Source organism: Serratia sp. ID 25-353 (assembly GCF_054792795.1).
Genome location: NZ_CM139236.1, coordinates 5,069,198 through 5,093,110 on the forward strand (window position 1 = coordinate 5,069,198; position 23,913 = coordinate 5,093,110).

25 protein-coding genes are annotated in these 23,913 nt (G+C 57.6%); 21 read left to right on the forward strand and 4 right to left on the reverse strand.

The features are described 5' to 3' along the window. Positions 1-126: 126 nt before the first annotated feature. The 20 genes from rsmG (at position 127) to ACYF6X_RS24325 (ending at position 19,347) form a co-directional block, all read left to right on the forward strand. A complete protein-coding gene (gene rsmG, locus ACYF6X_RS24230; RefSeq protein ID WP_015379471.1) occupies positions 127-747 on the forward strand; it encodes a 16S rRNA (guanine(527)-N(7))-methyltransferase RsmG in 621 nt (206 codons plus the stop codon). Positions 748-1,386: 639 nt separating this feature from the next. Further along, the gene (gene atpI, locus ACYF6X_RS24235) at positions 1,387-1,770 is read left to right on the forward strand and encodes a F0F1 ATP synthase subunit I (protein ID WP_004933796.1); all 384 of its coding nucleotides are present in this window, start codon (positions 1,387-1,389) and stop codon (positions 1,768-1,770) included. A 22-nt stretch (positions 1,771-1,792) separates the two neighbouring features. After that, positions 1,793-2,572 carry a F0F1 ATP synthase subunit A gene (gene atpB / locus ACYF6X_RS24240; RefSeq protein ID WP_025160299.1) on the forward strand — a complete coding sequence of 260 codons (780 nt, stop codon included), beginning with the start codon at positions 1,793-1,795 and terminating at the stop codon, positions 2,570-2,572. Positions 2,573-2,621: 49 nt separating this feature from the next. Next, positions 2,622-2,861, forward strand: coding sequence for a F0F1 ATP synthase subunit C (atpE, locus tag ACYF6X_RS24245; RefSeq protein ID WP_004093904.1), 240 nt, complete (start codon positions 2,622-2,624; stop codon positions 2,859-2,861). A 57-nt stretch (positions 2,862-2,918) separates the two neighbouring features. Then, a complete protein-coding gene (gene atpF / locus ACYF6X_RS24250) occupies positions 2,919-3,389 on the forward strand; it encodes a F0F1 ATP synthase subunit B (RefSeq protein WP_004933804.1) in 471 nt (156 codons plus the stop codon). Positions 3,390-3,403: 14 nt separating this feature from the next. Next, positions 3,404-3,937: a F0F1 ATP synthase subunit delta gene (atpH, locus tag ACYF6X_RS24255; protein ID WP_025304741.1), complete on the forward strand. Its 534-nt coding sequence runs from the start codon at positions 3,404-3,406 to the stop codon at positions 3,935-3,937. A gap of 12 nt (positions 3,938-3,949) precedes the next feature. Next, the gene (gene atpA, locus ACYF6X_RS24260) at positions 3,950-5,491 is read left to right on the forward strand and encodes a F0F1 ATP synthase subunit alpha (protein ID WP_004933808.1); all 1,542 of its coding nucleotides are present in this window, start codon (positions 3,950-3,952) and stop codon (positions 5,489-5,491) included. A 59-nt stretch (positions 5,492-5,550) separates the two neighbouring features. After that, the gene (atpG, locus tag ACYF6X_RS24265) at positions 5,551-6,414 is read left to right on the forward strand and encodes a F0F1 ATP synthase subunit gamma (RefSeq protein WP_004933811.1); all 864 of its coding nucleotides are present in this window, start codon (positions 5,551-5,553) and stop codon (positions 6,412-6,414) included. A gap of 32 nt (positions 6,415-6,446) precedes the next feature. Beyond that, on the forward strand, positions 6,447-7,829 hold the full coding sequence (atpD, locus tag ACYF6X_RS24270; RefSeq protein ID WP_004933813.1) for a F0F1 ATP synthase subunit beta: 1,383 nt from the start codon (positions 6,447-6,449) through the stop codon (positions 7,827-7,829). Between the two features lie 20 nt (positions 7,830-7,849). Continuing rightward, the gene (locus ACYF6X_RS24275) at positions 7,850-8,269 is read left to right on the forward strand and encodes a F0F1 ATP synthase subunit epsilon (protein WP_004933814.1); all 420 of its coding nucleotides are present in this window, start codon (positions 7,850-7,852) and stop codon (positions 8,267-8,269) included. 290 nt (positions 8,270-8,559) lie between these two features. Continuing rightward, the gene (gene glmU, locus ACYF6X_RS24280; RefSeq protein ID WP_063989183.1) at positions 8,560-9,933 is read left to right on the forward strand and encodes a bifunctional UDP-N-acetylglucosamine diphosphorylase/glucosamine-1-phosphate N-acetyltransferase GlmU; all 1,374 of its coding nucleotides are present in this window, start codon (positions 8,560-8,562) and stop codon (positions 9,931-9,933) included. Positions 9,934-10,084: 151 nt separating this feature from the next. Next, on the forward strand, positions 10,085-11,914 hold the full coding sequence (gene glmS / locus ACYF6X_RS24285) for a glutamine--fructose-6-phosphate transaminase (isomerizing) (RefSeq protein ID WP_049200563.1): 1,830 nt from the start codon (positions 10,085-10,087) through the stop codon (positions 11,912-11,914). Between the two features lie 336 nt (positions 11,915-12,250). Beyond that, entirely contained in the window at positions 12,251-13,291 is a 1,041-nt protein-coding gene (gene pstS / locus ACYF6X_RS24290; RefSeq protein WP_043140725.1) for a phosphate ABC transporter substrate-binding protein PstS, read from the forward strand. Between the two features lie 91 nt (positions 13,292-13,382). Continuing rightward, entirely contained in the window at positions 13,383-14,339 is a 957-nt protein-coding gene (gene pstC / locus ACYF6X_RS24295) for a phosphate ABC transporter permease PstC (protein WP_004933822.1), read from the forward strand. A 1-nt stretch (position 14,340) separates the two neighbouring features. After that, positions 14,341-15,231, forward strand: a complete 891-nt coding sequence (gene pstA / locus ACYF6X_RS24300; protein WP_025304746.1) for a phosphate ABC transporter permease PstA — start codon at positions 14,341-14,343, stop codon at positions 15,229-15,231. A gap of 54 nt (positions 15,232-15,285) precedes the next feature. Continuing rightward, complete coding sequence (pstB, locus tag ACYF6X_RS24305) at positions 15,286-16,056, forward strand: phosphate ABC transporter ATP-binding protein PstB (RefSeq protein ID WP_016929614.1); 771 nt, start codon at positions 15,286-15,288, stop codon at positions 16,054-16,056. 11 nt (positions 16,057-16,067) lie between these two features. After that, on the forward strand, positions 16,068-16,802 hold the full coding sequence (gene phoU, locus ACYF6X_RS24310) for a phosphate signaling complex protein PhoU (RefSeq protein ID WP_063989181.1): 735 nt from the start codon (positions 16,068-16,070) through the stop codon (positions 16,800-16,802). 168 nt (positions 16,803-16,970) lie between these two features. Continuing rightward, a complete protein-coding gene (locus ACYF6X_RS24315) occupies positions 16,971-17,810 on the forward strand; it encodes an ABC transporter substrate-binding protein (RefSeq protein WP_063989180.1) in 840 nt (279 codons plus the stop codon). An 81-nt stretch (positions 17,811-17,891) separates the two neighbouring features. Beyond that, positions 17,892-18,605: an amino acid ABC transporter permease gene (locus ACYF6X_RS24320; protein WP_025304748.1), complete on the forward strand. Its 714-nt coding sequence runs from the start codon at positions 17,892-17,894 to the stop codon at positions 18,603-18,605. 1 nt (position 18,606) lies between these two features. Continuing rightward, on the forward strand, positions 18,607-19,347 hold the full coding sequence (locus ACYF6X_RS24325) for an amino acid ABC transporter permease (protein WP_049200565.1): 741 nt from the start codon (positions 18,607-18,609) through the stop codon (positions 19,345-19,347). Here ACYF6X_RS24325 and yieH read toward each other — a convergent pair. Then, positions 19,344-20,012, reverse strand: a complete 669-nt coding sequence (gene yieH / locus ACYF6X_RS24330; RefSeq protein WP_063989178.1) for a 6-phosphogluconate phosphatase — start codon at positions 20,010-20,012, stop codon at positions 19,344-19,346. The genes ACYF6X_RS24325 and yieH overlap by 4 nt on opposite strands. 46 nt (positions 20,013-20,058) lie before the next feature. Further along, a complete protein-coding gene (locus ACYF6X_RS24335; RefSeq protein WP_063989177.1) occupies positions 20,059-20,463 on the reverse strand; it encodes an NUDIX hydrolase in 405 nt (134 codons plus the stop codon). 235 nt (positions 20,464-20,698) lie between these two features. Here ACYF6X_RS24335 and ACYF6X_RS24340 point away from each other — a divergent pair, with 235 nt between their 5' ends. After that, positions 20,699-22,036, forward strand: a complete 1,338-nt coding sequence (locus ACYF6X_RS24340; RefSeq protein ID WP_063989176.1) for an NCS2 family permease — start codon at positions 20,699-20,701, stop codon at positions 22,034-22,036. Between the two features lie 35 nt (positions 22,037-22,071). On the opposite strand, the gene ACYF6X_RS24345 is transcribed toward ACYF6X_RS24340, so the two are convergent. Together ACYF6X_RS24345 and ACYF6X_RS24350 are read right to left on the reverse strand one after the other, a co-directional pair. Continuing rightward, on the reverse strand, positions 22,072-23,124 hold the full coding sequence (locus tag ACYF6X_RS24345) for an alpha/beta hydrolase (RefSeq protein ID WP_063989175.1): 1,053 nt from the start codon (positions 23,122-23,124) through the stop codon (positions 22,072-22,074). Positions 23,125-23,201: 77 nt separating this feature from the next. Then, a complete protein-coding gene (locus ACYF6X_RS24350) occupies positions 23,202-23,768 on the reverse strand; it encodes an NADPH-dependent FMN reductase (protein ID WP_025304752.1) in 567 nt (188 codons plus the stop codon). Positions 23,769-23,913 lie beyond the last annotated feature (145 nt).

The window sequence follows — 23,913 nt, forward strand, 5'->3', positions numbered from 1 at the left end:
GGCGGCCGTTTGTTCATCCCGTAGCCAAACGGCCGCTGACATCACTTGCGCCCTGAATTATCATAGTCGCCTCATTGCGCCAGCTAACCATCCGCTGGTCGTTCAGCGCCTGCCAGAGGATCCGTTGTGCAAAAAAAATTAGACTCGCTGCTCGCTGCAGCAGGCATTGAGCTGCCCGATCAGCAGAAACAGCAGCTGCTAGGCTATGTCGGCATGCTGGATAAGTGGAACAAGGCTTATAACCTCACGTCGGTGCGCGATCCGCAACAAATGCTGGTGCGCCACATCCTCGACAGCATCGTGGTCAACCCGCATCTGCAGGGCTCGCGTTTTATTGATGTCGGCACCGGCCCCGGCTTGCCGGGCATTCCGCTGGCGATCGTGCGCCCGGACGCACATTTCACGCTGCTCGACAGCCTGGGCAAGCGTGTGCGTTTCCTGCGCCAGGTGCAGCATGAGCTGGGTCTGAACAATATCGAACCGGTGCAGAGCCGCGTCGAAGCCTTTCCGGCCGAGCCGCCGTTCGATGGCGTGATCAGCCGCGCGTTCGCTTCGCTGCAGGATATGCTGTCCTGGTGTCATCACCTGCCGGCGAAAGGGCAGGGGCGTTTTTACGCGTTGAAAGGCGTGCGCCCGGATGAAGAGCTGACGCAGCTGCCGGCAGGCGTTAGCCTGGAGTCCATCGTGCGGCTGCAGGTGCCTGAACTGGAAGGCGAACGCCATCTGGTGATTCTTAAGGCAAACTGAGTTTGCTTTTGATCAAACAAGCGTGAATTAAAGGCAGTACCAATCAGAAAGATAAGCAGGCTAATTAGTTGGTCGCTTTTTTTAGTTAATTTACTTCCTATTAACACAAAAAGCGCGGCTAATTAGCGACAATAGAGTAATTGCATTTGGAAATAGTCACGTTAGCAATCATGTGCGAAAGATTGGCGTTTGCTGCTAATGTTAATTGGCTGTTGGAATATTGCCCCGCTGCTTGTCAATAAAAGGTTTTCATCGGGTATACGGATTGTTTTTGAACAGTTAACTGATAATGTTTTGATTTATATAATCTTTTGATCGCTCAAATTGCTAAAGACGGTTTGGTTGACCATCGGCTATAAATCAGGAAGGGACATTACTGTGATCGGCTTCGCGTTTCTAAACGCAACGCTGGAATAATCAGACAATTAAATGCGCCCTATTATTCCGACCGTTTTCTTGTGAAAATAGGCTGGAATAGGGAAATTTAAATAATTGTTCACCTTTTCGCTACTTATCGATTGAATTCGTTGGTATGCCCCGTATAATTTGCTCGTTTTTTGCTGCTTGACTCAGGACAGCAAAAACAGTTGTATACGTCACTCAGCATACCCCCTCAGGGGTACGGAGAGAACAAACGTCATGTCTGTGTCCCTTTACAGCGGGAAAGTCGCACGCAAACTGCTGTTTTTGCAGTTAATGACTTTTGTTCTGATCAGCGTTGCTTTCTGGCTGAAAAGCCCGGAATGGAGCGCTTCGGCGCTGGCAGGCGGTCTCGCCGCCTGGTTGCCGAGTGCAATGTTTATGCTGTTTGCCTTGCGCCACCAGGCGCAAACGCCGGCGCCCGGTAGGGTTGCCTGGTCGTTCGCCATCGGCGAGGGGCTAAAGGTCGTGATCACCATCGTTTTGCTGATCGTGGCGCTGGGGGTGTTCAAGGCGGAGTTTATACCGCTTGGCCTGACCTATTTAGCGGTGTTAGTGGTGCAGATAGTGGCACCAGCCGTGATTAACAGTTACCGAACTTAACTAAATAAGGGTAAGAGGCATCATGTCTGCAGGAGAAGTCTTGACTCCACAGGAGTATATCGGTCACCACCTGACGCAGCTTCAGGTCGGGACTGGGTTTTGGTCGATTAACCTCGACTCGATGTTTTTCTCCGTCGTCCTCGGGGCGCTCTTCCTGGTGATCTTCCGTAAAGTGGCCAAAAACGCCACCAGCGGCGTGCCGGGTAAACTGCAAACCGCCGTGGAGCTGGTGGTCGGTTTCGTCGACAGCAGCGTGCGCGACATGTACCACGGCAAGAGCAAGGTGATTGCGCCGTTGGCACTGACCGTGTTCGTCTGGGTGTTCCTGATGAACCTGATGGACCTTATCCCGGTTGACTTCCTGCCTTATCTCGGCACCCACGTTCTCGGTCTGCCTGCGCTGCGCGTCGTGCCTACCGCTGACGTGAACGTCACGCTGTCTATGGCGCTGGGCGTGTTTATCCTGATTCTGTTCTATAGCATCAAAATGAAAGGCGTTGGCGGGTTCGTTAAAGAGTTGACCATGCAGCCGTTCAACCACCCTGTATTCATTCCTATCAACCTGATTCTTGAAGGTGTCAGCCTGCTGTCCAAACCTGTTTCACTGGGTCTGCGACTGTTCGGCAACATGTATGCGGGTGAGTTGATCTTCATCCTGATTGCCGGCCTGTTGCCGTGGTGGTCACAGTGGGTCCTGAGCTTGCCTTGGGCTATCTTCCACATCCTGATCATTACGCTTCAAGCCTTTATTTTCATGGTTCTGACGATCGTCTATCTGTCGATGGCGTCTGAAGAGCACTGATTTTCTTAAAACACTTGCACTTTTAAACTGAAACAAACTGGAGACTGTCATGGAAAACCTGAGTATGGATCTGCTGTACATGGCTGCCGCTGTGATGATGGGTTTAGCGGCAATCGGTGCTGCGATCGGTATCGGCATCCTGGGTGGTAAATTCTTGGAAGGCGCTGCTCGTCAGCCTGACCTGATTCCTCTGCTGCGTACACAGTTCTTTATCGTTATGGGTCTGGTCGACGCCATCCCGATGATCGCTGTAGGTCTGGGTCTGTACGTGATGTTCGCCGTCGCGTAAGTAGAGCAACCCTCTACGACGTAACCAAACTATTAACTTTTAAAGAGGCATTGTGCTGTGAATCTTAACGCAACAATCCTCGGCCAGGCCATCGCGTTCGTTCTGTTTGTCTGGTTCTGCATGAAGTACGTATGGCCGCCGATCATGGCTGCCATCGAGAAACGTCAGAAAGAAATCGCTGACGGCCTCGCTTCTGCAGAGCGTGCCAAAAAAGATCTGGACTTAGCGCAAGCCAATGCGACCGACCAGCTGAAAACTGCTAAAGCAGAAGCTCAGGTGATCATCGAGCAAGCGAACAAACGCAAAGCTCAGATCATGGATGAAGCGAAAGCCGAAGCCGAGCAGGAACGTAACAAAATCGTGGCGCAGGCTCAGGCTGAGATCGAAGCCGAACGTAAGCGCGCTCGTGAAGAGTTGCGTAAGCAAGTCGCGATGCTGGCAATTGCCGGCGCCGAGAAGATCATCGAACGTTCCGTGGATGAAGCTGCTAACAGCGACATCGTTGATAAACTGGTCGCTGAACTGTAAGGAGGGAGGGGCTGATGTCTGAATTTGTAACTGTAGCTCGCCCCTACGCCAAAGCAGCTTTTGACTTTGCCGTTGAGCACCAAAGCGTAGAGCGCTGGCAGGAAATGCTGGCGTTTACTGCTGAAGTCACTCGCAATGAACAGATTTCTGAACTGCTGTCTGGCGCAGTTGCGCCAGAAACGCTGTCCAAGACGTTCATCGCGGTTTGTGGCGATCGGCTCGACGAACATGGCCAGAACTTTATCCGTGTAATGGCCGAAAATGGACGTTTACTGGTTCTTCCTGCCGTGCTGCAGCAGTTCATCGAACTGCGCGCCTCGCTGGAATCCACCGTCGAAGTCGAAGTGCTCTCTGCGAGCGCGCTGAGCGACGAACAGCAGGCGAAAATCGCCGCTGCGATGGAAAAACGTCTGTCACGCAAAGTTAAGCTGAATTGCAAAATTGACAAGTCTGTACTGGCCGGCATCGTTGTTCGCGCCGGCGATATGGTGATTGATGGCAGCGTTCGCGGTCGTCTTGAACGCCTGACAGACGTCTTGCAGTCTTAAGGGGACTGGAGCATGCAACTGAATTCCACCGAAATCAGCGAACTGATCAAGCAGCGCATTGCTCAGTTCAATGTAGTGAGCGAAGCTCACAATGAAGGTACTATCGTTTCCGTCAGCGACGGGATCATCCGCGTACACGGCTTGGCCGAAGTTATGCAGGGCGAAATGATCGCGCTGCCAGGCAACCGTTACGCAATCGCATTGAACCTGGAGCGCGACTCCGTCGGTGCCGTGGTTATGGGTCCGTACGCGGATCTGGCCGAAGGCATGAAGGTTAAATGTACCGGCCGTATCCTGGAAGTTCCAGTCGGTCGTGGTCTGCTGGGCCGCGTAGTTAACACCCTGGGCGCGCCAATCGACGGCAAAGGCCCGATTGAGAACGACGGTTTCTCTCCGGTAGAAGCTATCGCGCCAGGCGTTATCGAGCGTCAGTCCGTTGATCAGCCGGTTCAGACTGGCTACAAATCCGTTGACGCCATGATTCCAATCGGCCGTGGCCAGCGTGAGCTGGTGATCGGTGACCGTCAGACCGGTAAAACCGCGCTGGCGATCGATGCGATCATCAACCAACGCGACTCCGGCATCAAATGCGTTTACGTGGCTATCGGCCAGAAAGCGTCCACCATCGCTAACGTGGTACGCAAACTGGAAGAGCACGGCGCACTGGCCAACACCATCGTGGTGGTGGCGACCGCTTCCGAATCCGCTGCACTGCAATACCTGGCACCATACGCCGGTTGCGCAATGGGCGAATACTTCCGTGACCGCGGTGAAGATGCGCTGATCGTGTACGATGACTTGTCCAAACAGGCCGTTGCTTACCGCCAGATTTCCCTGCTGCTTCGTCGTCCGCCAGGTCGTGAAGCTTACCCAGGCGACGTATTCTACCTGCACTCCCGTTTGCTGGAGCGTGCAGCGCGCGTTAACGCCGAATACGTTGAAGCCTTCACCAAAGGTGAAGTTAAAGGCCAAACTGGTTCACTGACCGCACTGCCGATCATTGAAACCCAGGCGGGTGACGTTTCCGCGTTCGTTCCGACCAACGTAATCTCGATTACCGATGGTCAGATCTTCCTGGAATCCAACCTGTTCAACTCCGGTATTCGTCCGGCAGTTAACCCGGGTATCTCCGTATCCCGTGTTGGTGGCGCCGCGCAGACCAAGATCATGAAGAAACTGTCCGGTGGTATCCGTACCGCGCTGGCGCAGTATCGTGAATTGGCTGCGTTCTCTCAGTTCGCCTCCGATCTGGACGACGCGACCCGCAAACAGCTGAGCCACGGTCAGAAAGTGACCGAGCTGCTGAAACAGAAACAGTATGCGCCGATGTCGGTCGCACAACAGTCTCTGGTGCTGTTTGCCGCAGAACGCGGTTACCTGAACGACGTCGAAGTCGCCAAAGTGGTGAGCTTCGAAGCCGCGCTGGTCGCCTATGCGGACCGCGAGCACGCCGAGCTGCTGAACCACATCAACCAAACTGGCAACTTCAATGACGAGATCGAGGGCAAGTTGAAAGACATCCTCGAGACCTTCAAGAAAACCCAGTCCTGGTAACGCCGAACGGTCCTGCTGTTGAAAGACAGCAGGCCGTCTGGCACTGAGGAGAAGCAGAGATGGCCGGCGCAAAAGAGATACGTAGTAAGATCGCTAGCGTGCAAAACACGCAAAAGATCACTAAAGCGATGGAAATGGTCGCCGCCTCCAAAATGCGTAAATCGCAGGATCGCATGGCGGCCAGCCGTCCTTATGCAGAGACCATGCGCAAAGTGATTGGTCACCTTGCGTTAGGGAATCTGGAGTACAAGCACCCGTACCTGGATGAGCGTGACGTTAAGCGCGTCGGGTATCTGGTGGTGTCTACTGACCGTGGTCTCTGCGGCGGCTTGAACATCAACCTGTTCAAAAAGCTGCTGGCGGAGATGAAAGCCTGGTCCGAAAAAGGCGTCGAAACCGATTTGGCGCTGATTGGCTCTAAAGCGGCCTCTTTCTTTGGCTCCGTGGGCGGCAACGTGGTTGCCCAAGTGACCGGCATGGGGGACAAACCTTCCCTGTCGGATCTTATCGGGCCGGTGAAAGTGATGCTGCAGGCCTACGACGAAGGTCGTTTGGACAAGCTGTACATTGTCAGCAACAAATTTGTTAATACGATGTCCCAAGAGCCGCAGGTGCTTCAGCTGCTGCCGTTACCGCCAGCCGATGACGAAGAGCTGAAGAAAACGCCTTGGGATTACCTGTATGAACCCGATCCAAAAGTGCTGCTTGATACCTTGCTGCGCCGCTATGTGGAGTCGCAGGTTTATCAGGGCGTCGTGGAAAACCTGGCCAGCGAGCAGGCCGCACGAATGGTCGCGATGAAAGCCGCAACCGATAACGGCGGTAGCCTGATCAAAGAGCTGCAGTTGGTATACAACAAGGCGCGTCAGGCCAGCATCACTCAGGAACTCACCGAGATCGTTTCGGGAGCCTCCGCGGTTTAAGCTAGGTTTACGAATTACGTAGAGGATTCAAGATGGCTACTGGAAAGATTATCCAGGTAATCGGCGCCGTGGTGGACGTCGAGTTCCCTCAGGATGCCGTACCAAAAGTGTACGACGCCCTTGAGGTAGAAAACGGCACCGAAAAACTGGTGTTGGAAGTTCAGCAACAGCTGGGCGGTGGCGTGGTTCGCTGTATCGCAATGGGGACCTCCGACGGTCTGCGTCGCGGTCTGAAAGTGAACAACCTGGACCACCCGATTGAAGTGCCGGTGGGTAAAGCTACCCTGGGCCGTATCATGAACGTATTGGGTCAACCGATCGACATGAAAGGCGACATCGGCGAAGAAGAGCGTTGGGCGATTCACCGCGCGGCGCCGAGCTACGAAGAGCTGTCCAGCTCCCAGGAACTGCTGGAAACCGGTATCAAGGTAATGGACCTGATTTGTCCGTTCGCCAAGGGCGGTAAAGTCGGTCTGTTCGGTGGTGCGGGCGTAGGTAAAACCGTAAACATGATGGAGCTGATCCGTAACATCGCGATCGAGCACTCCGGTTATTCCGTGTTTGCGGGTGTGGGCGAGCGTACTCGTGAGGGTAACGACTTCTACCACGAAATGACCGACTCCAACGTTCTGGACAAAGTATCCCTGGTTTACGGCCAGATGAACGAGCCACCAGGTAACCGTCTGCGCGTTGCGCTGACCGGTCTGACCATGGCGGAGAAATTCCGTGACGAAGGCCGTGACGTTCTGCTGTTCGTTGACAACATCTACCGTTACACCCTGGCCGGTACCGAAGTGTCCGCACTTCTGGGCCGTATGCCATCCGCGGTAGGTTATCAGCCAACGCTGGCGGAAGAGATGGGCGTTCTGCAAGAACGTATCACCTCGACCAAGACCGGTTCCATCACTTCCGTACAGGCCGTTTACGTTCCTGCGGATGACTTGACTGACCCGTCACCAGCCACCACCTTTGCGCACTTGGACGCAACCGTGGTACTGAGCCGTAACATCGCTTCTCTGGGTATCTACCCGGCCGTTGACCCGCTGGATTCCACCAGCCGTCAGCTGGATCCGCTGGTTGTTGGCCAGGAGCACTACGACGTAGCGCGTGGCGTGCAGTCCATTCTGCAACGCTACCAGGAACTGAAAGATATCATCGCGATCCTGGGTATGGACGAGCTGTCTGAAGAAGACAAACTGGTCGTATCCCGTGCGCGTAAGATCCAACGTTTCCTGTCTCAGCCGTTCTTCGTGGCAGAAGTCTTCACCGGTTCTCCGGGCAAGTTCGTATCGCTGAAAGACACCATCCGTGGTTTCAAAGGCATTATGGACGGCGACTATGACCACCTGCCGGAGCAGGCGTTCTACATGGTTGGCACCATTGAAGAAGCAGTGGAAAAAGCCAAGAAACTGTAACGCCTTGAGAGGAGGGTGATATGGCTATGACTTACCATCTGGATGTAGTCAGCGCGGAAAAACAGATGTTTTCCGGCCTGGTGCAGAAGATCCAGGTGACAGGCAGCGAAGGTGAACTGGGGATCTTCCCTGGCCATGCGCCGCTGCTGACTGCCATCAAGCCTGGCATGGTGCGTATTGTTAAGCAGCACGGTGAAGAAGAGTTCATCTACCTGTCCGGCGGCATCCTTGAGGTGCAACCGAGCGTGGTTACCGTGCTGGCGGACACTGCTATCCGTGGTACTGACCTCGACGAAGCGAGAGCGTTGGAAGCTAAGCGTAAAGCTGAAGAACACATTCGCAGCTCTCATGGCGATGTCGACTATGCTCAGGCATCCGCTGAACTGGCGAAAGCGATCGCAAAACTGCGCGTTATCGAGCTCACCAGAAAAGCGATGTAATGTTTGGGTGTTCTGCACCCAACTTTAAGAAAGCGGCCTATAGGGTCGCTTTTTTTTTGCTTTAAAATAAGCATTTCATCCCGGCGGACAGTGTGGTGTATAACCCCTGATATCGGGAAATAAACGTCGCCGATCGCCGACAGTTTTTTCGTCCCGACGCCGAATTGGCCGCGATAGCGGCAGGCCAAGACCCACGCGGTCTGCGCCGGGTTCGTGATGAGAAATATGTAGTAATATCGTCGCTAAACGGTTTTACTTTCGTCTATCAAAATGGAGTTATCAGGTTGCTTATGTCGAACAGCGCAATGAGCGTGGTCATCCTCGCCGCAGGCAAGGGTACGCGCATGTATTCCGATCTTCCCAAAGTGTTGCATCCTTTGGCCGGCAAGCCGATGGTGCAGCACGTCATTGATGCCGCGATGAAACTGGGCGCGCAACATGTTCACCTGGTATACGGCCACGGCGGCGATTTGTTGAAAAGCACGCTGACTGACGGCGCGCTGAACTGGGTGCTGCAGGCCGAGCAACTGGGTACCGGTCATGCAATGCAGCAGGCTGCGCCGCACTTTGCCGACGATGAAGACGTGCTGATGTTATACGGCGACGTGCCGTTGATCTCCGTAGATACGTTGCAACGCCTGCTGGCGGCCAAGCCGCAGGGTGGCATTGGTCTGCTGACGGTCAAGTTGGACGATCCGAGCGGTTACGGCCGTATCGTGCGCGAGCAGGGCAACGTGGTGGGCATCGTCGAACACAAGGATGCCAGCGAGGCGCAGCGCCAGATTAACGAAATCAATACCGGCATCCTGGTGGCGAACGGACGCGATCTGAAGCGCTGGCTGGGGATGTTGAATAACGACAACGCACAGGGCGAGTTTTACATCACCGATATCATTGCGTTGGCCCATGCCGACGGCAAAAAAATCGAGGCTGTGCACCCGTCGCGCCTGAGTGAAGTGGAAGGCGTAAACAACCGCCTGCAGCTGGCGACCCTGGAGCGCGTCTTCCAGTCGGAACAGTCTGAAAAGCTGTTGTTGGCCGGCGTGATGTTGCTGGATCCGGCGCGTTTCGATCTGCGCGGGGAACTTGTTCACGGCCGCGACATCACTATTGATGCTAATGTGATTATCGAAGGTCACGTCAAGCTGGGCGACCGAGTGAAAATCGGCGCCGGCTGCGTGCTGAAAAACTGCGTGATTGGCGATGACTGCGAGATCAGCCCTTACAGCGTGCTGGAAGACAGCGTGCTGGAGGCCGACTGCACCGTGGGGCCGTTCGCCCGCCTGCGCCCAGGCGCGGAGCTGGCGGCAGGGGCCCACGTCGGCAACTTCGTAGAAATGAAAAAAGCACGTCTGGGCAAAGGCTCCAAGGCCGGCCACCTCAGCTACCTGGGCGATGCCGAAATCGGCGATGACGTGAATATCGGCGCCGGCACCATCACCTGCAACTACGATGGCGCCAACAAGCACAAGACGCTGATCGGCGACGGCGTATTCGTCGGTTCCGATACTCAGCTGGTGGCGCCGGTGTCAGTCGGCAAAGGCTCCACCATCGCCGCCGGCACCACGGTGACGCGCGATATCGCCGAGAACGAATTGGTGCTGAGCCGCGTCAAGCAGGTGCACATTCAGGGCTGGCAACGTCCGGTGAAGAAGAAGTCATAGTGTGTTTTGCGTTGGGCTCCGTTCACGAGCCCAATACAAAACATAATAACCCCACCATCTACAGGCTCGGGGGACGCACGGTAAAAACCGGCAAAAATCAGGTCAAGGCATCGAAAGCGCCCATGAAGGGCGTTCATTAGGAATATAACTGATGTGTGGAATTGTAGGCGCAGTAGCGCAACGTGATATCGCAGAAATCCTGTTGGAAGGTTTACGTCGTCTCGAGTACCGCGGTTATGACTCCGCCGGTCTGGCAGTGGTCGACGAGAAAGGCAACGTCAGCCGCCTGCGCCGCGTAGGCAAGGTACAAAAACTGGCCGAAGCGGCGGAGCAGACCGATCTGCACGGCGGTACCGGCATCGCTCACACCCGTTGGGCAACGCACGGTGAACCGACCGAGGCGAACGCGCACCCGCATGTTTCCGACTACATTACCGTAGTGCATAACGGCATCATCGAAAACCACGAACCGCTGCGCGAACTGCTGATCGAACGCGGTTATCGCTTCAGCTCCGAAACCGACACCGAAGTGATTGCGCACCTGGTGCACTGGGAACAACTGCAAGGCGGTACGCTGCTGGAAGTGGTTCAGCGCGTGATCCCACAGCTGCGCGGCGCCTACGGCACCGTGGTGATGGACAGCCGCGATCCGAGCGTATTGGTCGCTGCGCGCTCCGGCAGCCCGTTGGTTATCGGCCGCGGCGTCGGGGAAAACTTCATCGCTTCCGATCAGCTGGCGCTGCTGCCGGTCACCCGCCGCTTCATCTTCCTGGAAGAAGGCGACGTGGTGGAAGTGACTCGCCGCACCGTCAACATCTTCGACAAGCAGGGCAACGCCATCGAGCGCCCTGAGATCGAATCCCAGGTGCAGTATGACGCCGGCGACAAGGGCGCTTACCGTCACTACATGCAAAAAGAGATCTACGAACAGCCGCTGGCGCTGAAAAACACCCTGGAAGGGCGTTTCAGCCATGGCCAAATCAACCTGAGCGAGCTGGGCCCGCGTGCCGATGAGCTGTTGGCCAAGGTGCAGCACGTGCAGATTATCGCCTGTGGCACTTCTTACCACTCAGGTATGGTGGCGCGCTACTGGTTTGAAGCGTTGGCCGGCGTGCCATGCGATGTCGAGATCGCGTCCGAATTCCGTTACCGCAAATCGGCGGTGCGTCCAGGCAGCCTGATCATCACCTTGTCGCAATCCGGCGAAACCGCCGACACATTAGCGGCGCTGCGCCTGTCCAAAGAGCTGGGTTATCTCGGTTCGCTGGCCGTTTGTAACGTGGCGGGTTCTTCGCTGGTGCGCGAATCCGATCTGGCGTTGATGACCAAGGCCGGCACGGAAATCGGCGTAGCTTCGACCAAAGCCTTCACCACGCAGCTCACCGTGCTGTTGATGCTGGTGGCACGTCTGGGCCGTCTGAAAGGCATGGCGGAAAGCGTGGAGCAGGAGATCGTGCACGGCCTGCAGGCGCTGCCGGCGCGCATCGAGCAGATGCTGTCGATGGATAAAGAGATCGAAGCGCTGGCGGAAGGGTTCTCCGACAAGCACCATGCGCTGTTCCTCGGCCGCGGCGATCAGTATCCGATCGCCATGGAAGGGGCGCTGAAGCTGAAAGAGATCTCCTATATTCACGCCGAAGCTTATGCGGCGGGCGAGCTGAAACACGGCCCGCTGGCGCTGATCGACGCCGATATGCCGGTGATCGTGGTGGCGCCGAACAATGAACTGCTGGAAAAGCTGAAGTCCAACATTGAAGAAGTGCGCGCGCGCGGCGGCCAGCTGTACGTGTTCGCCGATCAGGACGCCGGTTTCGTCAGCAGCGAAGGCATGACCATCATTCCTCTGCCACACGTCGAGGAAATCGTGGCGCCGATCTTCTACACCGTGCCGTTGCAGCTGCTGTCTTACCACGTGGCGCTGATCAAAGGCACCGACGTTGACCAGCCGCGCAACCTGGCGAAGTCTGTCACCGTAGAGTAATCTGCCGCAGGTAAACTGCAAAAGCCGGCCTTAGCGCCGGCTTTTTTCATGAGCAACGCGAAAGATGACTGCGGCGCCTATTCAGGGATAAACGTTGTCATATTCAAGCGGATAGGCCGCGCCAAAACGGTTTTTTTATTGCTTGGCAATTGCGCTGTTTTTGATTTAACGAATTGATTTTTATATAAATCATTACTCCTCAAATACACTGTAATATAACTGTCATATTGCGTACATTTTTCTGTCACCAAACTGTCCTATTTTCCCTCCTGCAGCAATACTTACTCTGATTAAAACGACTCGAAGTCGATTTTAAGTATCCCATTAGGAGGGATTATGAAACTGATGCGTACCACCGTCGCCAGTATTGTGGCAGCGACCTTCTCCCTGACCGCCGTGTCCGCGTTCGCTGCTGCCAGCCTGACCGGTGCAGGTGCGACATTCCCCGCTCCGGTTTACGCCAAGTGGGCAGATTCTTATCAGAAAGAAACCGGCAACAAAGTTAACTATCAGGGCATCGGCTCCTCTGGCGGCGTGAAGCAAATCGTGGCCAACACCGTTGACTTTGGCGCCTCCGATGCCCCGCTGTCTGACGACAAGCTGGCGGCCGACGGCCTGTTCCAGTTCCCGACCGTGATCGGCGGCGTGGTGCTGGCCGTGAATATCCCGGGCATCAAATCCGGCGAACTGACTCTGGACGGTAAAACCCTGGGCGATATCTACCTGGGCAACGTCAAAAAATGGAACGACCCGGCTATCACCAAGCTGAACCCAGGCGTGAAACTGCCTGACCAGAACATCGCCGTGGTGCGCCGCGCCGACGGTTCCGGCACCTCGTTCGTGTTCACCAGCTACCTGTCCAAGGCCAACGCGCAGTGGAAAGAGAAGATTGGCGCCGGTTCTACCGTTAACTGGCCGACCGGTCTGGGCGGCAAAGGCAACGACGGCATCGCCGCCTTCGTTCAGCGTCTGCCAGGCTCTATCGGCTACGTAGAATACGCTTACGCCAAGCAGAACAACCTGGCTTACACCAAGCTGGTTTCCGCCGACGGCAAACCGGTCAGCCCGACCGAAGAGAGCTTCAGCAACGCGGCCAAAGGCGTGGATTGGAGCAAGACCTTCGCTCAGGATCTGACTGACCAGAAAGGCGACAACGTGTGGCCAATCACCTCCACCACCTTCATCCTGGTGCACAAAGAGCAGAAAAACCCTGCTCAGGGCGCCGAAGTGCTGAAGTTCTTCGACTGGGCTTACAAAACCGGCGCCAAGCAGGCGAACGAGCTGGATTACGCCACCCTGCCGACAGAAGTGGTTGAGCAGGTGCGCGCGGCCTGGAAAACCAACGTAAAAGACAGTTCAGGTAAAGCGCTGTACTAACAACGCAGGGGCGCGGGTTCGCCGCGCCCCACACAGTTATTCAGGCTCCGATCCCGGTTGGGGCTGCCAGGGTTCAAACAGAGAGTAATCTATGGCTGAGTACAAGCCGACCATCAAAGCACCGGGCAAAAACGGTGACATCATTTTCAGCGCGCTGGTGAGACTGGCTGCGCTGATTACCCTATTGTTGCTGGGCGGCATCATCGTTTCGCTGATCTTCGCCTCCTGGCCAAGCATGCAGAAATTCGGCTTCGCCTTCCTGTGGACCAAAGAGTGGGATGCGCCGGCGGAGCAGTTCGGCGCGCTGGTGCCGATCTACGGCACCGTGGTCACCTCGCTTATCGCGCTGATCATCGCCGTGCCGGTGAGTTTCGGCATCGCGCTGTTCCTGACCGAACTGGCGCCGAACTGGTTGAAGCGGCCGCTGGGCATCGCCATTGAACTGCTGGCGGCCATCCCGAGCATCGTCTACGGCATGTGGGGCCTGTTCGTGTTCGCTCCACTGTTCGCCGAATACTTCCAGACGCCGGTGGGCGAAGTGCTGTCGGGCATTCCGATCGTCGGCGAGCTGTTCTCCGGCCCCGCCTTCGGCATCGGCATCCTGGCCGCCGGGGTGATCCTGGCGATCATGATCATTCCTTACATCGCTGCGGTCATGCGCGACGTGTTCGAACAGACCCCGGTAATGATGAAAGAGTCGGCCTACGGCATCGGCTGCACCACCTGGGAAGTCATCTGGCGCATCGTGCTGCCGTTCACCAAAAACGGCGTCATCGGCGGCGTGATGTTGGGCCTGGGCCGTGCGCTGGGGGAAACCATGGCGGTGACCTTTATCATCGGCAACACCTACCAGCTCGACAGCGCTTCGCTGTACATGCCGGGCAACAGCATCACCTCGGCGCTGGCCAACGAATTCGCCGAAGCCGAGTCCGGCGTGCACACCGCCGCGTTGATGGAGCTGGGCCTGATTCTGTTTGTTATCACCTTTATCGTGCTGGCGCTGTCGAAACTGATGATCATGCGTCTGGCCAAGAATGAGGGGCGTTAACATGGCGACGATGGATATGCAAAACGCAGTCGTTCTGGCGGAAAGCCGCCGCAAAATGCAGGCCTGGCGCCGGCAAAAAAACCGCCTCGCGCTGTTCCTGTCGATGGCGACCATGGCGTTCGGGCTGTTCTGGTTGATCTGGATCCTGATCGCCACCGTCACCAAAGGCTTCGACGGTATGTCGCTGGCGCTGTTCACCGAAATGACCCCGCCGCCGAATACCGCGGGCGGCGGCTTGGCCAACGCCATCGCCGGCAGCGGCCTGTTGATCCTGTGGGCGACCCTCTTCGGTACACCGCTGGGCATCATGGCCGGCATCTACCTGGCGGAATACGGCCGTAAATCCTGGCTGGCGGAAGTGATCCGCTTTATCAACGATATCCTGCTGTCCGCACCGTCGATCGTGGTGGGCCTGTTCGTTTACACCATCGTGGTGGCGAAGATGGAACACTTCTCCGGTTGGGCCGGTATCGTGGCGCTGGCGCTGCTGCAGGTGCCGATCGTCATTCGCACCACCGAAAACATGCTGAAGCTGGTGCCGGATACGCTGCGCGAGGCCGCCTACGCCCTGGGCACGCCGAAATGGCGCATGATTTCCGCCATCACGCTGAAGGCGTCGGTGTCCGGCATCATCACCGGCGTGCTGCTGGCGATTGCGCGCATCGCGGGGGAAACCGCACCGCTGCTGTTCACCTCGCTGTCGAACCAGTTCTGGAGCACCGACCTGATGCAGCCGATCGCCAACCTGCCGGTGACCATCTTCAAATTCGCCATGAGCCCGTTCGCCGAATGGCAACAGCTGGCCTGGGCCGGGGTGCTGTTGATCACCCTGTGCGTACTGTTACTGAATATCCTGGCGCGCGTGGTTTTCGCCAAGAAAAAGCATTCATAAAATTTTGAGCGCCGTTTTGGCGGCGCTGATGAAAAGAGAGAAGTCTTGATGAGTATGGTTACTGACGCTTCCAGCAGCAAAATTCAGGTACGCGATCTGAACTTCTACTATGGCAAATTCCATGCGCTGAAGAACATCACGCTGGATATCGCCAAGAACAAGGTCACCGCGTTTATCGGCCCGTCCGGCTGCGGCAAATCCACCCTGCTGCGCACCTTCAACAAGATGTACCAGCTGTACCCGGAACAGCGCGCGGAAGGCGGCATCCTGCTGGACGGCCAGAACATCCTGACCGACAACTCGGATATCGCGCTGCTGCGCGCCAAGGTAGGCATGGTGTTCCAGAAGCCGACGCCGTTCCCGATGTCGATTTACGACAACATCGCTTTCGGCGTTCGCCTGTTTGAAAAGCTGTCGCGCGCCGATATGGACGAACGCGTGCAGTGGGCGCTGACCAAGGCGGCGCTGTGGAACGAAACCAAGGACAAGCTGCACCAGAGCGGCTACAGCCTCTCCGGCGGCCAGCAGCAGCGTCTGTGCATCGCCCGCGGCATCGCCATTCGTCCGGAAGTGCTGTTGCTGGATGAACCTTGCTCGGCGCTGGATCCGATCTCCACCGGCAAGATTGAAGAGTTGATCAGCGAGCTGAAGGCCGATTACACCGTGGTGATCGTAACGCACAACATGCAGCAGGCGGCGCGCTGCTCCGACTCTACCGCATTTATGTATCTGGGCGAGCTGATCGAGTTCAGTGATACTGATAACCTGTTCACTGCGCCGCAGAAAAAGCAGACTGAAGACTACATCACTGGCCGTTATGGTTGATAGGAAGCATCATGGATAACCTGAATTTAAACAAACACATTTCCGGCCAGTTCAACGCAGAGCTCGAGCATATCCGCACCCAGGTGCTGACTATGGGCGGGCTGGTGGAGCAACAGCTGACCGACGCCATCACCGCGATGCATAATCAGGATGGCGAGTTGGCCAAGCGCGTGATCGAAGGCGACGCCAAGGTCAACATGATGGAAGTGGCGATCGACGAAGCCTGCGTGCGCATCATCGCCAAGCGTCAGCCGACCGCCAGCGATCTGCGCCTGGTCATGGCGATCATCAAAACCATTTCCGAGTTGGAGCGTATCGGCGACGTGGCGGACAAAATCTGCCGCACCGCGCTGGAGAAGTTCTCGCACCAGCACCAGCCGCTGCTGGTCAGCCTGGAATCGCTGGGGCGCCACACTGTGCAGATGCTGCACGACGTGCTGGACGCGTTTGCGCGCATGGATCTGGACGAGGCGATCCGTATTTACCGCGAAGATAAAAAGGTCGACCAGGAATACGAAGGCATCGTGCGTCAGCTGATGACCTACATGATGGAAGACTCACGCACCATCCCGAGCGTGCTGACCGCGTTGTTCTGCGCCCGTTCTATCGAGCGCATCGGCGACCGCTGCCAGAACATCTGCGAATTTATCTTCTATTTTGTCAAAGGGCAGGACTTCCGTCATTTGGGTGGCGACGCCCTGGAAAAGCTGCTCTCTCCGGGCGCTAAAGACGAAAAAGCCGACTAACTCTTTCCGGGTAATATCCTTCAAAGGCGCGGTTTCCCGCGCCTTTATTCCATCTTAAGCGCGTAAAGATAAAAAGGTTATAAATATAGCTTTTTATATTATTTCCTGACCTATGTGGCGCTTGCTAGCTTATCCGCCAGCAGGACATCAACCACTTAGGAGCTTTCTATGAAACATCGCGCTTTGGCCTTAACGTTGTTAGCCAGTCTGACCGGCCTCGCCGCCGGCGCCGCGCACGCGGACAAACTTGACGATATCAAGCAAGCCGGCGTGGTGCGCATCGCGGTGTTCGACAGCAACCCGCCGTTCGGCTACATCGATCCGCAGAGCAAGAAGCTGGTGGGCTACGATGTGGATGTCGCCGACGCGATCGGCAAAGCGCTGGGGGTAAAAGTGGAGCTGCGCGCCACCAACCCGGCCAACCGCATTCCGCTGCTGGTGTCGAAGAAGGTTGACCTGATCGCCGCCAACTTCACCATTACCGACGAGCGCGCCAAGGAAGTGAACTTCAGCGTGCCGTACTTTGCCACCGGCCAGAAATTCATCGCCCGCAAAGGCGTGCTGAAAACCCCGGAAGACATCAAGAAGCTGCGCATCGGCGCGGACAAGGGCACGGTGCAGGAAATCACCCTGCGCGAGCGTTTCCCGACGGCGAAAGTGATCTCCTACGATGACACCCCGCTGGCGTTCGTGGCGCTGCGCAACGGCAACGTGCAGGCGATCACTCAGGATGACGCCAAGCTGGTCGGCCTGCTCGGCAACCTGCCGGCGGCACAGAAGGCGGAATTTGAAATTTCGCCGTTCAGTCTCACCAAAGAATACCAGGGCGTCGGCATTCCCAAGGGCGAAGATCGCCTGACCGCCGCGGTGAACGAGACGCTGATCACGCTGGAAAAAGACGGCGAAGCGGTTAAGATTTACGATCGCTGGTTCGGGCCGGAAACCCAATCCGCCCAACCGCGCGGCGATTTCAAAATCGCGCCTTTGGATCAGCAACCGAAAGCCTGATTTAACCGCTCGCGCTGAGATCGGCACGGAGGGGCGCAGCTTGCTGCGCCCCTGATGCATTCTGCAAAACAAGGATTGAACATGAACCTGGACTGGCTGCTGGCGCCGCAATACCTGAGCTGGCTGTGGCACGGCTTTCTGCTGACGCTGTGGCTTTCCGCCTGCGCGGGCCTGGCGGCCACGCTGCTGGGCTTTGTGCTGGCGGCGATGCGCGACAGCAGCCTGCGGCCGTTGCGCTGGCTGGCGATGGGGTACAGCTCGCTGTTTCGCAATACGCCGCTGCTGGTGCAGCTGTTCTTCTGGTACTTCGCCGCCGGGCAGATCCTGCCGTCCGCCGCCATGCAATGGCTGAACAGTTCACATCAGGTTGGCCCGCTTGAGTGGCCGTCGTTCGAGTTTCTCGCCGGTTTCTTCGGCCTGACGCTCTACTCCACCGCCTTTATCGCCGAAGAGATCCGTTCCGGTATTCGCGGCGTCGCCGGCGGGCAGAAATATGCCGCGCAGGCGCTGGGGCTGACCGGCTGGCAGGCGATGCGCTACGTGGTACTGCCACAGGCGCTGAAAATCGCGCTGCCGCCGCTGCTGGGCCAATACATGAACGTGATCAAGAACTCGTCGCTGACCATGGCAATCGGCGTTGCCGAACTCTCTTACGCCTCGCGCCAGGTCGAAACCGAAACGTTGCGCACCTTCCAGGCGTTCGGCGTGGCGACGGTGCTGTATATCGCCATCATCGCGCTGTTGGAAGGCTGGGGCATGTGGCGCCAACAGCGTAAACCCCTGGGAGGACATTGAGATGGATTTCAGCGTAATTCACGATAACCTGGGCTACCTGCTGTGGGGCACCTGGCCGGATGGCCCATTAGGCGGCGCCGCGCTGACGTTGGCGATCAGCCTGATGGCTGGCGTAGCCTCGGCGGTGCTCGGCACGTTATTCGGCGTGGCGCTGGCGATGTCGCGCGGCGTCGCCGCCGGGCTGCTGGCGGCGGTGCTGGGCTTTTTCCGCGCCATTCCGGTCATCATGCTGATCTTTTGGACCTATTTCCTGCTGCCGATGGTGTTTGGCGTCGAGATCCCGGAAATCACTACCGTGGTGTGCGCGCTGGCGCTGATCGCTTCGGCCTATCTGGCCCATGCGGTGAAGGCCGGCATCGCCGCGATCGGTCCCGGCCAGTGGCAGGCCGGGCTTTCTCTGGGGCTGACCCGTTGGCAGACGCTGCGCATGATCGTGCTGCCGCAGGCGCTGCGCATGATGGTGCCGTCGTTCATCAACCAGTGGATCTCCCTGATCAAAGACACCTCGCTGGCTTATATCGTCGGCGTTGGCGAACTGACCTTTCTGGCGACCCAGGTCAACAACCGCAGCATGGTCTACCCGATGGAAGTGTTCCTGTTCGTGGCGCTGGTCTATTTCGTGTTCTGTCTGGCGCTCGATCTGCTGGCCAACGCGGTCAACCGCCGCTTCGGCGCGCAAACCCGCGCGCTAAAACGGTCCTGGCGCTGGTGGCGCAACAAGCCGCCGTTGCCGGCCAGTTAATCGGCCGTCAGCCGCCAGCCGCGTTCGCGCCACAGCGCGGGCAGCTGAGCCAGGTTGTCAAAGGTCGTTACCAATGGGTGATCGATCGGCGGGTTATGCGGATCGGCGCAGAAGTAAAAGACCGGAATGCCGGCGTTGATGCCGGCCTGGGCGCCGGCGGGCGAGTCGTCCACCAGGATGCAGCGCGTCACCGGCACCTGCATCTGTTCGGCGGCGTGAAACACGATCGCCGGATCCGGCTTCCAGCGCTGAATGTCATAGCCGCTGAACAACCGGTCATCAAAATAAGGCAGCATGCCGGTCAGGCCGAGCGAGTGCTGCATCTTGCTGACCGGCCCGTTGGAGACGGTGCAGACAGGTACCGTCACCTGCGCCAGCAGCTCGCGGGCGCCGGCAATCTGCTGTAATTCGCTGTCGAACAGCCGCGCGACTTCCTGCCGATACAGTGGCTCCAGTGTCTCTTTTGCCAGGTCAGTGCCCTGCTCGGCGTTGACCCGATCGATGATCTCGTACAGCTTCACCCCTTTGTATTTCTTGAATACCTCTTCCAGCGACAGGTGAATACCGTAGTGGGCGAACATGTGTACATAGGCTTTGCTGCACAGCACTTCGCTGTCCACCAGCGTGCCGTCGCAGTCGAACAAAATGCAGTCAATCTGATTCATGCGGGACAGGTTCCTTCGGGTTAACGCCGCTGAGGCCGCTCAGCGATCACTTGATCAGGCTACGCGCCTTAAGATCGTGCAAAATCAGTGCGGCGACGTGCGAGCAGTGCGGCAAGTCGCGGCTGTCGCACCATCTCAGCTCGGCGATTTCGGCGGCCGGCTGCAACTGCCCGGTAAAGTCGGCCTGGTAGCAGCGAATGCGCACCTGGGTGCCGTCCTGTTTGCCGTCCGCCGGGCCGGCGAACTCGCCGTAAAATGCGATGGAGTTCGGCAGCAGCGCAACGGTCAGCTCTTCGTCGATTTCGCGGCACAGCGCCTGTTCGTCGGTTTCACCCGCTTCGCGTTTTCCGCCCGGCATATAAAACAGCGTCTTATTATGTGAGCGCACCAGCGCCACTTTGTCATCTTTCAGCGCGATCAACGCGAGCTTATCGATAAAGGTCGAAGACATGCGGATTCCTGTTTTTTTAGCGGGTAGGGTAAGAGATGCGATAGGCCATTTTATCGGCCGTGCCGGCAAACGGCAACGCAGCGGGCGGCAACGGGGGATGAATGCCTGTAAATACAAGCCGTTGAGGCGTTTAGCCGTAAAGACGGCGAAAAAAACCTGTGACCGGCGTCAAAAGCCCCACTTTTTGTTATAGGATAGCCGGCGACTGTCCATTCCCATTTTCGGAATTCTGATAATGACCAAACCAGTATCTGGCCTTGACGCTGAGCAAGGCTTGCTTGGGCGCGTGTTTAAACTCAAGCAACATGGCACGACGGCGCGTACGGAAACGATTGCCGGTATCACCACCTTCCTCACCATGGTGTATATCGTGTTCGTTAACCCGCAAATTTTGGGCGCGGCGGGCATGGATACCCAGGCGGTATTTGTCACCACCTGTCTTATCGCCGCCTTTGGCAGCATCTTTATGGGCCTGCTGGCGAACCTGCCGGTGGCGCTGGCGCCGGCGATGGGCCTGAACGCCTTCTTCGCCTTCGTGGTAGTCGGGGCGATGGGCATCTCCTGGCAGGTGGGCATGGGCGCCATCTTCTGGGGGGCGGTCGGCCTGCTGCTGCTGACCATTTTCCGCATCCGCTACTGGATGATCGCCAACATACCGGTCAGCCTGCGGGTCGGCATCACCAGCGGCATCGGTCTGTTCATCGGCATGATGGGGCTGAAAAACGCCGGCATCGTGGTGGCCAACCCGGACACGCTGGTGACCATCGGTAGCCTGACCTCGCACAATGTGCTGCTGGGGGCACTCGGCTTCTTCATCATCGCCGTGCTCTCTTCGCGCAACTTCCATGCGGCGGTGCTGGTGTCAATCGTGGTCACCACCCTGATCGGCTGGATGCTGGGCGACGTGAAATACGGCGGCCTGTTCTCCCTGCCGCCGAGCATCACCTCGGTGGTGGGCCAAGTCGACGTGGCCGGCGCGCTGAACATCGGGCTGGCCGGGATCATCTTCTCGTTTATGCTGGTGAACCTGTTCGACTCCTCCGGCACCCTGATCGGCGTCACCGATAAAGCCGGCCTGACCGACAGCCAGGGCAAATTCCCGCGCATGAAGCAGGCGCTGTACGTAGACAGCATCAGCTCGGTGGCTGGTTCGCTGGCGGGCACCTCTTCCGTGACCGCTTACATCGAAAGTTCGTCCGGCGTCGCCGTCGGCGGCCGCACCGGTTTAACGGCGGTGGTCACCGGCCTGCTGTTCCTGCTGGTGATCTTCCTGTCGCCGTTGGCGGGCATGGTGCCGGCCTACGCCGCCGCCGGCGCGTTGATCTACGTCGGCGTGCTGATGACCTCCAGCCTGGCGCGGGTGAAGTGGGACGATCTGACCGAAGCGGTACCGGCGTTTGTCACCGCGGTGATGATGCCGTTCAGCTTCTCGATCACCGAAGGCATTGCGCTCGGCTTTATCTCCTACTGCGTGATGAAGCTCGGCACCGGCCGCTGGCGTGAAATCAGCCCGTGCGTGGTGGTGGTGGCGCTGCTGTTCGTGCTGAAGATCGTCTTCGTCGACGGTCATTGACCGCCAAAGGGCCGACGCCTGTCGGCCCTGAACCCCTAGACGCCCGGCGTCGCATCCGGCGCCCGATCCAACACCCACTGCAACGGTCGCCTGAAGCGCGCCTGCCAACTGCCGGCGGCATCCTCGCCCTGGGCGAAGTGCAGCGTCTGCACCTGATTATCCTCCCCGAACAGATTGGCGAAGTGTAATGCCAGCGCCTGCTCGCTGAAGTTCTGCCGATCGTAATACGCCATCACGATTTTCTTTTGCGCCGCCAGCGACTGCTGGGCCGGCTTGATCTCGCCGTTGGGGGCGATCAGGAGCGCGCCGGCATAAAACTGCGGGTACTTCGCGATCAGGTTGGCGGCGTGCAGTGCGCCCTGGCCGCGGGCGCTGAGGTAAATCCGTTGGGTATTCAGCTTTAGCTGCGGAGCCAGCTGTTGCAGCGTACGCTGAATGGCGGAGTGGGTGCTCTCATCGCTGTAATTCGACCAGCGGAAGCTGTTTTCCGACAGCATTTGCGTGCCGTTGATCTCGATGTAGGCCACGCCCATTTCGCCGAACAGCAGCCGTTCTTCCGGGCTGATGGCGGCGGCTTTGCCGTAGGTATGCAGGAAGATCACCGTTGGCCAGCCTTCTGGCGGCGCTTCGCCGTCCGGCATCGCGTAGCTGGCCTTGCCTTCATAGTGGCGGGCGTGCTGCAGATAGCGCGCTTTGGTGGCGGCCAGGATCGATTGGTAGGTGGCGGAGTGTTGGATGCTGTTGAAGGCGTCGTCCTCCAGCAGGTTGTAGTAGTACCACAGGCCGCGGTCGGCGCTCAGCTGCAGGTAGCGCTCCGCCAGCTCGGTTTGGCCTTTCTCCGCCGACGATACCGCCAGCTGGTAGGGCGCCCAGACGTTGCGGCCGTCTTCGCGCATCAGCGTCAGGTACAGCGACATGGCGCCCAGCTTTTTGTCTTCCTGGTTTTGCGCGGATCGCGACAGCTGAGCGTTGAGCGCACTGTGTGCCGGCAGCTCCAGCGGCTCTTCACCGGCGGGATAACGCATGTCTGCGGCGAAAGCGGGACTGGTGATGGAAACAAAAAATAACGCTAAAATGAAAAAATACATGATGCTATGGCTTTAATTTTCAATGAATTGACGGACTTCATGTCCTGTTGCGGCGCCCCGCGGGCGCCGCGAGACGGTCACTCCACGCGGCGAATAAAATCGCTGAACGCGGACAGCTGGCCGGTCAGGAAATCCAGCGTTCCCTGATCGCTCAGTTCACCGGCCTGTTCATCGACCTTGCTCTGGATCACGCCGCCCATAAACTCAGGCTTGTTCATTACCATCGCATCGAGGAACACCAGGATCTGGCGCAGATGGTATTGGCAGCGCGCGCCGCCGATCGGCCCCATCGAGCTGGTTTGAATGGCGACCGGCTTGCCGGCCAGCGGCTGATTCGGCAAACGCGACAGCCAGTCGATGGCGTTCTTTAACCCGCCGGGCACGGAATAGTTATATTCAGGGGTGACGATGATCACGCCGTCGGCCTGGCGGATCTGTTCGGCGATCGCCTCGACCGCGGCAGGGAAGCCTTCACCCTGTTGCATGTCGGCGTCATACAGCGGGATATCGCGGATGGAAGGCAGCGCTTCAATGGTGACGCCTTGTGGAGCCAGGCCAGGCAGGGCGCGGGCCACCATGGCGTTGTAGGAGCCTTTGCGCAGGCTGCCGAGCAGAGTGACGATTTTCAAGGCTTGGTCTGACATGGTGATTCTCCCTTTCGAATGAGCAGATTCAGCGTACAACATGGGCGAATAGTAGGCTAAAGCGCGGGGCGAGAATAGGCGATTGCTCAACATTTAGCTGTCTTTACAATTTAATCCAGCAACTCGTGCGATAAAGACAGCGTTA